The organism is Pseudomonas sp. P7759, assembly GCF_013386445.1.
In the GTDB taxonomy this organism is placed as follows: domain Bacteria; phylum Pseudomonadota; class Gammaproteobacteria; order Pseudomonadales; family Pseudomonadaceae; genus Aquipseudomonas; species Aquipseudomonas azotoformans_A.
In genome coordinates this window covers 1-11,567 of sequence record NZ_JACART010000072.1, presented here as the reverse complement: position 1 = coordinate 11,567, position 11,567 = coordinate 1, and the positions used below count along the sequence as shown (strand labels likewise).

Here is an 11,567-nt window from a genome sequence, read left to right as displayed (position 1 = left end):
GGAGGGGGCTTGCCCCCGATAGCGGAGTGTCAGAATCAGATGTACTAACTGACACACTGCCATCGGGGGCAAGCCCCCTCCCACACTTGGCGCGCGTCTATTCAGACACTCACCGCAGCCCAACACCTTTCTCACCTCGCTTTCACACCTCCCCGACAATTCTCTATCTAGACTTCTCCCCATCAGCCGTGAAACGGCCAGGGAGTACGCCATGTGGCGGTATGCGGTAATGCTGTGTGCAGTAGCGTGGTTGGCCGGTTGCCAATCGACCCATGAAGATTTGCTGGCCAAAGGTTATCCACCGGCGTTTGCCGATGGTTTTGATGACGGTTGCAGCAGCGGTCGCCAGGCCGCTGGGGTGATCAGCGGGGAGTTTCGCAAGAATGTGCCGCGTTATCTGAAGGACCGTGAATACTCCGAAGGCTGGGAGGACGGTTTCCGTCAGTGCAAGGCCATGCGCGAGAACGAAGAGTTGCGTGACTACAAGGACAACCACTGGGATGACCGCGAGCGCGCCTGGCAGCAGGAGAAAAACCGCGACGCCGCCAGGGCCTATCGTTCGCAATAGGTCGTTTCCAGACATCCAGCGAAACTAAAGCGCGGCGACCATGGCCCAAACTCCAGAGAGGGAGAACGTCATGAGCCGAGCTTTTGTAAACGAGGACAACGCTGCCGCCCAGGCTGATCAGCCAGTGGAACGTCAGGTGAGCGAGCAACCCAATCGCCTGACTGCGCAAGGTTTGGCGCAATTGCAGGCCAAGGTTGCGCAGTTGCAGCACGAATACAGTCTCGAATCTGCCAAGGGCGATAAACAGCGTCAGGCGGACCTTGAGCGGGATCTGCGCTACTTCAACCAGCGGGTGCAAAGCGCCCAGGTGGTCGCGCCGGCCATTTCCACCGACAAGGTGCAGATCGGCAGTTGGGTGACCTTCGCCAATGAGCAGGACGAACAACAACGCATCCAGTTAGTCGGTGAAGACCAGGCTGATGCGGGCGCAGGCTTGATCAACTGGGGTTCGCCCCTGGGCCGCGCCTTGCTGGGCGCCCAGGTGGGTGACGAGGTGCTGTGGCAGCGCCCCGTCGGCGATCAGTTGATCGAAGTGCTGCGGATCGAACCCGAGGCTTAGACGATGCCTTGGGCCAGCATCGCGTCCGCCACTTTGACGAAGCCGGCAATGTTCGCGCCTTTCACGTAGTTGATCCGGCCGTTTTCTTCGCCGTAGTGCACGCAGGCATGGTGGATCGACTGCATGATGTTATGCAGCTTGCTGTCTACCTCACCGGCGGTCCACAGCAGGCGCATGGCGTTTTGCGACATTTCCAGGCCACTCACGGCCACGCCGCCGGCATTGGACGCCTTGCCCGGTGCGAACAGAATGCCCGCCTCGATAAAGATATCCACAGCCGCAAGCGTGGTCGGCATGTTGGCGCCTTCGGCCACGCAGACACAGCCGTTGCGCAGCAAGGTGCGGGCGGCGTCGGCATCCAGTTCGTTCTGGGTGGCGCAGGGCAACGCGATGTCGCAAGCCAGTTCCCATGGAGTCTGACCTTTGCGGAACTCCAGGCCAAAACGCTCGGCCAGTTCGCTGATGCGGCCGCGCTGGACGTTTTTCAGCTCCAGCAGGGCCGACCATTGCTCTTCGGTCAAACCGCTTTCGGCGTAAAGGGTGCCTTCGGAGTCGGACAGGGAAATCACCTTGCCGCCCAGGTCCATGACCTTGCGCGCCGCGTATTGCGCCACGTTGCCCGAACCCGACACCGCCACGCGCTTGCCTTCAACCTTCTGGCCGTTGCGCTTGAGCATTTCCTCGGCGAAGTACACGCAGCCGAAACCGGTGGCTTCAGGGCGGATCAGGCTGCCGCCGTAGGTCATGCCCTTGCCGGTCAGCACGGAGGTGAACTGGTTGCTCAGGCGCTTGTACTGGCCAAACATAAAGCCGATTTCACGGGCGCCGACGCCGATATCGCCGGCCGGCACGTCCACGTCCGCGCCGATGTGGCGATACAGCTCGCTCATAAAGGCCTGGCAGAAGCGCATGACTTCAGCGTCGCTCTTGCCCTTGGGGTCGAAGTCCGAGCCGCCTTTGCCGCCGCCCATGGGCAGCGAGGTCAGGGAGTTCTTGAAGGTCTGCTCGAAGGCGAGGAACTTCAACACGCCCAGGTTCACCGATGGATGGAAGCGCAGGCCGCCTTTGTAAGGGCCAATGGCGCTGTTCATCTGGATGCGGAAACCGCGATTGACCTGGACCTTGCCATGATCATCCACCCACGACACCCGGAAGGTAATCGCGCGTTCCGGCTCGCAGATGCGCTCCAGGATGCCCGAGGTCAGGTAGTGGGGGTTGGCTTCAAGAAACGGCCACAGGCTGCGTAGGACTTCTTCCACAGCTTGGTGGAATTCCGGCTGGTCGGGGTCGCGTTTCTTGAGGCGGGCAAGGAAGGATTCGACGGATTCGATCATGAAAAGTCTCGGCAAATTTTTAGTTGTTAACGGAGATTGAGCCGGACTTTATCAATTCATCCCGCACTGCGACAGGGCAAAATGTCGCCTTTGTGAATTTAAATGGTGCGTTTTATATAACTGTATCCAGTTTAAGGGGTGTTTACGCACCCTTTCAGGGAGCAATCCCGAACCGCGCGCACCATCAAATTCCAGGCAAAAAAAAGCGGAGCCCGAAGGCTCCGCTCTTTCAAACCACCGACCCGAATCAGGCCAGTTTTTTGTGACGCACACGGTGCGGCTGGGCAGCAGCGTCGCCCAAGCGCTTTTTACGGTCCGCTTCGTACTCGGTGTAGTTACCTTCGAAGAACACCGCTTGCGAGTCGTCTTCGTACGCCAGGATGTGGGTCGCGACGCGGTCAAGGAACCACCGATCGTGAGAGATCACAATGGCGGCGCCCGGGAAGTCCAGCAGGGCTTCTTCCAGGGAACGCAGGGTTTCAACGTCGAGGTCGTTGGACGGTTCGTCGAGCAGCAGGACGTTGCCGCCCTCTTTCAGGGTCAGGGCCAGGTGCAAGCGACCGCGCTCACCACCGGACAGGTCCTTGACGAACTTCTGCTGGTCGCCGCCCTTGAAGTTGAAACGACCGACGTAGGTACGCGACGGGATTTCATAGTTGCCGATGCGGATCTGGTCGGAACCGTCGGAAATCTGCTGGAACACAGTCTTGCTGCCATCCAGGTCTTCACGGCTCTGATCAACGCAAGCAAGCTGCACAGTTTCGCCGACTTCGATGGTGCCCGAATCCGGGGTTTCCTTGCCCATCAACATGCGGAACAGCGTGGATTTACCCGCACCGTTACCACCGATAACGCCGACGATCGCGCCTTTTGGCATGGAGAACGACAGGTTGTCGATCAGCACGCGGTCGCCATAGCCTTTGGAAACGTTCTTGAACTCGATGACCTTGTCACCCAGGCGCGGGCCGGCCGGGATGTAGATCTCGTTGGTTTCCGAACGCTTCTGGAATTCCTGGGATTGCATTTCTTCAAAGCGTTGTAGACGTGCCTTGGATTTGGACTGGCGGGCCTTGGCGCCTTTGCGCACCCACTCCAGTTCTTCCTTCATGGCTTTTTCATGGGCCGATTGCTGCTTGGATTCGGCGGCCAGACGGTCGGACTTGGCTTCCAGCCAACCGGAGTAGTTGCCCTCGTAAGGGATACCGGCGCCACGGTCGAGCTCGAGGATCCAGCCGGCCACGTTGTCCAGGAAGTACCGGTCGTGCGTGATCGCGACCACGGTGCCTGGGAAATCGTGTAGGAAGTGTTCCAGCCAGGCGACGGAATCGGCGTCCAAGTGGTTGGTAGGTTCGTCGAGCAGCAGCATGTCGGGGGCCGACAGCAGCAGGCGGCACAGGGCCACACGACGTTTTTCACCACCGGACAGGTGTTCGACCTTGGCGTCCCACGCCGGCAGGCGCAGTGCATCGGCGGCGACTTCCAGCTGGCGCTCCAGGTTGTGACCATCGCTGGCTTGCAGGATGGCTTCGAGCTTGGCCTGTTCGGCGGCCAGTTTGTCGAAGTCGGCATCTTCTTCAGCGTACGCCGCGTAGACCTCGTCCAGGCGCGCCTGGGCGTTCTTGATCACGCTGACGGCTTCTTCCACCACTTCACGCACGGTCTTGGTCGGGTCCAGGATCGGCTCTTGCGGCAGGTAGCCGATATTCAGGTCAGGCATCGGGCGGGCTTCGCCTTCGAACTCGGTGTCGACGCCGGCCATGATTTTCAACAGGGTGGATTTACCCGAACCGTTGAGGCCGAGCACGCCGATCTTGGCGCCTGGGAAGAAGGACAGCGAAATGTTTTTCAGGATTTCCCGCTTCGGAGGGACAACTTTGCCCAGCCGATGCATGGTGAAGACGTATTGAGCCAAAATGTGGACCTCATAAAAGTAAGAACAGGCCTACGTAGCGTCATGGCGCTGTACATAGTGTTGCGAATCCTCAAGGTTAACCTAAGTGACCGAGCGTATCGAAGCCTATCTGTTAGATTAGCCGGCCAAAACCCTCAGGGGCTCCAGGAGACACCCTTCATGCTTGGCGTCCTATCCGCACTCGGGCTACTGCTATTAATGCCGGGGCCTACCAACACGCTGCTGCTGCGCTCGGGGTTACTCGTGGGATTCCGGCGCGCCTGGCCGCTGAGCCTGCTGGAATGCCTGGCCTACCTCACGCAGATCTCGTTTTGGGGCTACCTGCTCAGCCATATCGGCGACAACGCGCCCTGGGGCCTGAAGCTCGTGCAGTTTGCTTCGGTCTGTTATTTGATCAGGACTTGCTACCTCTTGTGGTGCCATCCCGACGAAACACTCCACACCGAGCCCGAGGCGCGAGTCTCCACGCTGAGCTTCTTTTTGCTCACGCTGATCAACCCCAAGGGATTACTGATCGTGTCGTTTATCGTCCCGATGCAGACGTTCGCAGAGTTAAACCTGTACGTGCATTTCGTCGCGCAGTTCACCGCCGTGGTGATACCGGTGGGCTGTGCCTGGGTGCTGCTGGGGGCCCGTATCAAACGCGGCGGGTATGCGTGGTTGACGCCGCACGCCATCAACCGCACGGCCTCTGTGGTTATCAGCCTGTTCACGCTGGCGATCCTGACGCGGCTGGCGGACAGCCTGATCCACGCCGGCAAGGCTCTTTAGCACCCGCCAGGCGGGGCTGGCACTTTGCCACAACTCAAGGCATGCTAGCCGCCCTCCGGGCGTCCGGCTTATAGTGCACGTCGCGCGCCAGTCCAGCCAAACCGCAGGATCACAGCTTGTCCAAAGTCACGCCGCCAACTCCCCTGCGCGCCGCTCATATAGCGCCGGGAGCGCCCCTGCACGGCACCCTCAAAGGCGCATTGGCGACGCTCGTCCTTATGCTGCTCGCGTTATTGTTCTGGCAGTTGCTCGACCAGCTCCAGCAAAACCAGAAAAACCAGCAGCAATACACCATCGACTACAGTGCCGACCTGGCTGAACAGATCAGCCTGAACATGGCCCTCAGCGCAAAAATCGCCCTGAACCTGCTGCCGATGGTCGAGCCACCGCGTGACAGCGAACAGCAACAGGCCCTGATGCGCACCTTGCAACGCTCGCTGCCGGAGCTTCGCAGTGTCGCCCTGCTCGCCCCCAGCGGCGCGATGATCAGTGACAGCGCCACCGACAGCCAGGACGCTGCCTGGCTGGCAGAACTGGTGCAACGCAGCCACGCCCAATCCTATTACCTGAGCAACAGCAACGACGGCACGATTATCTATCTGTTGCTGCACCAACCCAGCGGCGGCTCGCGGATGTATTGGGCGCTGCGCCTGGCCCCCAATTACCTGAGCAACCTCACCCGCCAGGACGGCCAGGGCCAGCGCCCGCTGTGGGTCATCGAGAATCGCGTCAACCACCGCGTTGTCAGCCGGGACAGCGGCATGCCCGCGCAGTGGGCGTCTGCGTTGACGCCGGACGAGCTGAATAAAAGCGTACTGGTCACGCCCCTGAGCAAAAGCGACTGGCAACTGCGCGGGCTGTTCGACCGGACGGCGGTGCTGGAACAACTGCTGCCAGCGTTCATCGGTAAATGCCTGCTGGGCCTGGCGTTCTCGCTGATCCCAGTGATCGTGCTGTTGAACATGCGTCGCCGCCAGCGCCAGGTGCATGAAGGCCGCCGGCGCTACCAGGACATTTTCGAAGGCACCGGCGTGGCCTTGTGCGTGCTCGACCTGTCGGGCCTGAATACCTTCTTCGACAAGACCCGGCTGGAGACCCGCGAGCAACTGCACGCCTGGCTGCAGGACAACCCTAACGAGCGCCAGCAACTGCTCAAGGAACTGCGCATCACCGAGGTCAACCAGGTGGCGGTGCGCTTGCTGAATGTGGGTTCCTGCGAAGAAGCCTGGGAGCGCCTGATCGATGACTGCCCGCGCAATGCCACGTCCATCGGCTACCAGATTCTTGAGGCGGTGCTGACCCAGCAGAACCAGTTGGAACTGGAAATCCAGCTCAAGGACGTGGCCGGCAACGAGCAATACCTGTGGCTGGTAATGCGTCTGCCGGAACAGCAGGACGATTTCAAGGCAGTGATCCTCAGCATCAGCGATATCACCAGCCGCAAGTTGATCGAGTTGTCACTGGTGGAGCGCGAGAGCTTCTGGTCCGACGTGGTACGCACCGTCCCCGACCACCTGTATGTGCAGGACGTGATCAGCCAGCGCATGATCTTCAGCAACCATCACCTGGGCCACACCCTCGGCTACAACAAGGCCGAACTGCAGCAAATGGGCGAGTACTTCTGGGAAATCCTGCTGCACCCCGAAGACGCCGAGCATTACCACGACCTGCGCCAGCAGCAGCGCCAGATCGGCTACACCACCCAATTGCAATGCCAACTGCGCTTCCGTCACCGCAATAACCAATGGCGGCGCTTTGATATCCGAGAGCAGGCCCTGGCCCGCGACAAGACGGCGCAGATCACCCGTATCATCGGCGTGGCCAAGGACATCACCGACCAGATCGAGGCCAGCGAATCCCTGCGTGACAGCGAACAGCGCTACCGCATGCTGGCCGAAAGCATCAGCGACGTGATCTGCTCCACCGACAGCCAGTTGGCCCTCAACTACATCAGCCCTTCGGTCAACGCCGTGCTGGGTTATGACGTGGACTGGGTGTTCAAGAACGGCTGGCAGTCGATCATCGCCAACCCGCAGCAACTGACCGGCATTTACAGCCTGGTGGAACAGGTCAGCCGCTCGCTGGGCGATCCTGAGGCGCTGAACCGGCTGCGTGATGAGATCCAGACTCAACTGTTCCTGTTCGACTGCTTGCGCGCAGACGGTCGCAAAGTGCCGATCGAGCTGCGCCTGGTGCTGGTGTGGGACGAGCACGGCGCGTTCGAGGGCATCCTTGGCGTGGGCCGCGACATCAGCCAGCAACGCCGCGCCGAGAAAGACCTGCGCATGGCGGCCACGGTATTCGAACACTCGACCTCGGCGATCCTGATCACTGACCCTGCCGGCTATATCGTGCAGGCCAACGAGGCGTTCAGCCGGGTCAGCGGCTATGCGGTCAGCGATGTGCTCGACCAGTTGCCGAACATGCTCACCGTCGACGAACAGCAGGAAGCCCACCTGCGCTACGTGCTCAAGCAACTGCACCAGCACAGTACCTGGGAAGGCGAAGTGTGGCTCAAGCGCCGCAACGGCGAGCATTACCCGGCGTGGGTGGGCATTACCGCCGTGTTCGACGATGAAGGCGACCTGGCCAGCTATGTGTGTTTCTTCAGTGACATCAGCGAGCGCAAGGCCAGCGAGCAGCGCATCCACCGCCTGGCCTACTACGACGCCCTGACCCACCTGCCCAACCGCACGCTGTTCCAGGATCGCCTGCACACCGCGTTGCAGTCGGCCGAACGGCAGAAGTCGTGGGTGGTGCTGATGTTCCTCGACCTCGACCGTTTCAAACCGATCAACGATTCCCTGGGCCACGCCGCCGGCGACCGCATGCTCAAGGAAATGGCCACGCGCCTGCTGGGTTGCGTGGCCGAAGACGACACCGTGGCGCGCATGGGCGGCGACGAGTTCACCTTGCTCCTGCAACCCAGGGTCAACCGTGAATTGGCGCTGAACCGCGCGATTCATGTGGCCGAGCAGATCCTCGCCAGCCTGGTGAAACCCTTTGTACTGGAGGGCCGCGAGTTTTTTGTCACCGCCAGTATCGGCATCGCCCTGAGCCCTCAGGACGGCAACGAGCTGAGCCAGTTGATGAAAAACGCCGACACGGCGATGTATCACGCCAAGGAACGCGGCAAGAACAACTTCCAGTTCTACCAGGCCGACATGAACGCCAGCGCCCTGGAACGCCTGGAGTTGGAAAGCGACCTGCGCCACGCCCTGGACCAGAATGAATTCGTACTCTATTACCAACCGCAGTTCAGCGGCGACGGCAAACGCCTGACCGGCGCCGAAGCCCTGCTGCGCTGGCGTCACCCACGTCGCGGCCTGGTGCCGCCGGGGGATTTCATCCCGGTGTTGGAGGAATTGGGCCTGGTGGTGGACGTGGGCGACTGGGTGATCAGCGAAGCCTGTCGCCAGCTCAAGACCTGGCACCAGAACAAGGTGCGCGTGCCGAAAGTCTCGGTGAACATCTCGGCGCGGCAGTTCTCCGACGGCCAGTTGGGCACCCGTATCGCCACCATCCTCAAGGACACTGGCCTGCCGCCGGCGTGCCTGGAGCTGGAGTTGACCGAAAGTATCCTGATGCGTGAGGTCAACGAGGCCATGCAAATCCTCGACAGCCTGAAAAACCTGGGCCTGAGTATTGCGGTTGACGACTTCGGTACCGGTTATTCGTCGCTCAACTACCTCAAGCAATTCCCGATCGACGTGCTGAAGATTGACCGTACCTTCGTCGACGGCCTGCCGTCAGGCGAGCAAGACGCCCAGATCGCCCGCGCCATTATCGCCATGGCCCACAGCCTGAACCTGGCGGTGATCGCCGAGGGTGTGGAAACCCATGAGCAGCTGGACTTCCTGCGTGAGCATGGTTGCGATGAAGTGCAAGGCTACCTGTTCGGGCGGCCGATGCCGGCGAATCGGTTCGAGGCGCAGTTCAGCAATGATGCGCTGTTCATGTTCGACTGATCCTCTAGTGGGCTGACTTCCCTGTGGCGAGGGAGCTTGCTCCCGCTGGCGCGCGAAGCGGCCCCTCTTTTTTGGGACTGCTGCGCAGTCCAGCGGGAGCAAGCTCCCTCGCCACAACAGCTACAACAAGCACCGCTTATCCCCAGATGAGCCCCGCTTATCCGCGACATGATGTCCTTTCATATGCCATCTAAAACCCATTGAGTTAGAATGCCCTCCTTTTCTGCCCCCGATCCTTGAGGACCGCCATGTTCAGCCGTGATTTGACTATTGCCAAGTACGACGCCGATCTCTTCGCCGCCATGGAGCAAGAAGCCGTGCGCCAGGAAGAGCACATTGAGCTGATCGCTTCGGAAAACTACACCAGCCCAGCGGTGATGGAGGCTCAAGGTTCGGTCTTGACCAACAAGTACGCCGAAGGTTACCCAGGCAAGCGCTACTACGGCGGTTGCGAGTACGTCGACGTGGTTGAACAGCTGGCTATCGACCGTGCCAAAGAACTGTTCGGCGCCGATTACGCCAACGTCCAGCCGCACGCCGGCTCCCAAGCCAACAGCGCCGTCTACCTGGCCCTGCTGCAAGGCGGCGACACCATCCTGGGCATGAGCCTGGCCCACGGCGGTCACCTGACCCACGGCGCCAGCGTTTCCTCCTCCGGCAAACTGTACAACGCCGTTCAATACGGTATCGATGCCAACGGCCTGATCGACTACGACGAAGTCGAGCGCCTGGCGGTCGAGCACAAGCCAAAAATGATCGTGGCCGGTTTCTCTGCCTACTCGCAGATCCTGGACTTCCCACGTTTCCGCGCTATCGCGGACAAAGTCGGCGCTTACCTGTTCGTCGACATGGCCCACGTGGCCGGTCTGGTCGCCGCTGGCATCTACCCGAACCCGGTGCCTTACGCTGACGTCGTGACCACCACGACCCACAAGACCCTGCGCGGTCCACGTGGCGGCCTGATCCTGGCTCGCGCCAACGCCGACATCGAGAAGAAACTGAATTCCGCTGTCTTCCCAGGCGCCCAAGGCGGCCCGCTGGAGCACGTGATCGCCGCCAAAGCGATCTGCTTCAAGGAAGCCCTGCAGCCCGAGTTCAAGACCTACCAGCAACAAGTGGTCAAGAATGCCCAGACCATGGCCAGCGTGTTCATCGAGCGCGGCTTCGACGTAGTCTCCGGTGGTACTGAAAACCACCTGTTCCTGCTGTCGCTGATCAAGCAGGACATTTCCGGTAAAGATGCTGACGCTGCCCTGGGCAAAGCCTTCATCACCGTGAACAAGAACTCCGTGCCGAACGACCCACGTTCGCCGTTCGTCACCTCCGGCCTGCGCTTCGGTACTCCGGCAGTGACCACTCGCGGCTTCAAGGAAGCAGAGTGCAAGGAACTGGCTGGCTGGATCTGCGACATCCTGGCAGATCTTTCCAACGAAGCCGTGATCGACGCGGTGCGTGAGAAGGTCAAGGCCATCTGCAAAAAGCTGCCGGTGTACGGCGCTTGATGGCAGTTGCTTGAATGAAAAGCCCGGCTCATGAGCCGGGCTTTTTTATGCCTGATAGACGCGCTGGAAACCTTCGCGAATCTTGTCTTCCGGCAATTCATCGGCAATAAACACAATCACACTCTCCCGCGCTTCGCCCTCTTCCCACTCCGTGTCCCAATCAAAGCCGTAGAGTTTGAGCACGCCCTGGAAGACCATGCGCCGGTCTTCACCGGCAATGTTCAGCACGCCCTTGTAGCGCAACAGTTGCTTGCCGTGGTCTTCGAGCAGTTCGTTCATGAACTCGCTCAGCCGGTCGATATCCAGCGGCTGGCCGGTGCGCAACACCAGGCTGGAGATACGGTCGATGGACGGCGCAGCACGCACCGGGCGCAGGCTCATGCCAGCGTTGAGGTTGAAGCCGCGCACATCGAGCAGTTCAGCCAGGTCGATGTTGCCATGGTCCACCACCCGGATCGGCGCGCGGCGGTTGATGCGGGTGAGGCGCTCGCTGAGCGCGTCAAAGGTAGCGTCATCCACCAGATCGCGTTTGCTCACCAGCAGGCGGTCGGCAAAGCCGATCTGGGCCTGGGCGATGGTCTGGGTCAGGTGGTGCTCGGCGTGGGCGGCGTCCACCAGGGTGATGATGCCGTCGAGGATATAGCGCTCGCGCAGTTCCTCGTCGATGAAAAAGGTTTGGGCCACTGGGGCCGGGTCGGCCAGGCCGGTGCACTCGATCACCAGGCGGTCGAACGTGATTTCGCCGCTGTCCAGGCGCTCCAGCAGCAGGTACAGGGCTTTGGTCAGGTCGGTGTGGATGGTGCAACACACGCAGCCGTTGGACAAGGTCATGACTTGCACCGGCTCGGCGCCCAATAGCTGGGTGTCGATACCGGCGTCACTGAATTCGTTTTCGATCACGGCGATCTTCAGGCCATGCTCGGCCTTGAGCAGGTGGCGCAGCAAGGTGGTCT

At 60.7% G+C, this 11,567-nt stretch carries 8 protein-coding genes; 5 read left to right on the top strand and 3 right to left on the bottom strand.

The genetic code is table 11. The annotated features are described in order from the left end of the window. Positions 1-211: 211 nt before the first annotated feature. Complete coding sequence (locus tag HX823_RS30290) at positions 212-568, top strand: hypothetical protein (RefSeq protein ID WP_177078280.1); 357 nt, start codon at positions 212-214, stop codon at positions 566-568. A 70-nt stretch (positions 569-638) separates the two neighbouring features. Beyond that, entirely contained in the window at positions 639-1,127 is a 489-nt protein-coding gene (locus HX823_RS30285; RefSeq protein WP_177078278.1) for a GreA/GreB family elongation factor, read from the top strand. On the opposite strand, the gene gdhA is transcribed toward HX823_RS30285, so the two are convergent. Further along, positions 1,124-2,461 (bottom strand): NADP-specific glutamate dehydrogenase, encoded by a 1,338-nt coding sequence (gene gdhA / locus HX823_RS30280; RefSeq protein WP_061434232.1) that lies wholly within the window; start codon positions 2,459-2,461, stop codon positions 1,124-1,126. The two genes, HX823_RS30285 and gdhA, sit on opposite strands and share 4 nt — an antisense overlap. 247 nt (positions 2,462-2,708) lie before the next feature. Further along, positions 2,709-4,373 (bottom strand): energy-dependent translational throttle protein EttA, encoded by a 1,665-nt coding sequence (gene ettA, locus HX823_RS30275; RefSeq protein ID WP_033901566.1) that lies wholly within the window; start codon positions 4,371-4,373, stop codon positions 2,709-2,711. Between the two features lie 159 nt (positions 4,374-4,532). Here ettA and HX823_RS30270 point away from each other — a divergent pair, with 159 nt between their 5' ends. The 3 genes from HX823_RS30270 to glyA all read left to right on the top strand — a co-directional run bounded on the left by HX823_RS30270 (position 4,533) and on the right by glyA (position 10,614). After that, positions 4,533-5,144 (top strand): LysE family translocator, encoded by a 612-nt coding sequence (locus HX823_RS30270; protein ID WP_177078276.1) that lies wholly within the window; start codon positions 4,533-4,535, stop codon positions 5,142-5,144. Positions 5,145-5,260: 116 nt separating this feature from the next. Beyond that, on the top strand, positions 5,261-9,112 hold the full coding sequence (locus HX823_RS30265) for a bifunctional diguanylate cyclase/phosphodiesterase (protein WP_177078274.1): 3,852 nt from the start codon (positions 5,261-5,263) through the stop codon (positions 9,110-9,112). Between the two features lie 248 nt (positions 9,113-9,360). Further along, positions 9,361-10,614: a serine hydroxymethyltransferase gene (glyA, locus tag HX823_RS30260; RefSeq protein WP_177078272.1), complete on the top strand. Its 1,254-nt coding sequence runs from the start codon at positions 9,361-9,363 to the stop codon at positions 10,612-10,614. A gap of 45 nt (positions 10,615-10,659) precedes the next feature. Here glyA and yjiA read toward each other — a convergent pair. Then, on the bottom strand, positions 10,660-11,567 hold a 908-nt coding region (yjiA, locus tag HX823_RS30255), incomplete at its 5' end, for a GTPase (RefSeq protein ID WP_177078270.1).

What these genes read in the sequence shown, in the direction of transcription:
- HX823_RS30290 (WP_177078280.1), top strand. Translation starts at nt 212, where the DNA reads ATGTGGCGGTATGCGGTAATGCTGTGTGCAGTAGCGTGGTTGGCCGGT.
- HX823_RS30285 (WP_177078278.1), top strand. Translation starts at nt 639, where the DNA reads ATGAGCCGAGCTTTTGTAAACGAGGACAACGCTGCCGCCCAGGCTGAT.
- gdhA (WP_061434232.1), bottom strand. Translation starts at nt 2,461, where the DNA reads ATGATCGAATCCGTCGAATCCTTCCTTGCCCGCCTCAAGAAACGCGAC.
- HX823_RS30270 (WP_177078276.1), top strand. Translation starts at nt 4,533, where the DNA reads ATGCTTGGCGTCCTATCCGCACTCGGGCTACTGCTATTAATGCCGGGG.
- glyA (WP_177078272.1), top strand. Translation starts at nt 9,361, where the DNA reads ATGTTCAGCCGTGATTTGACTATTGCCAAGTACGACGCCGATCTCTTC.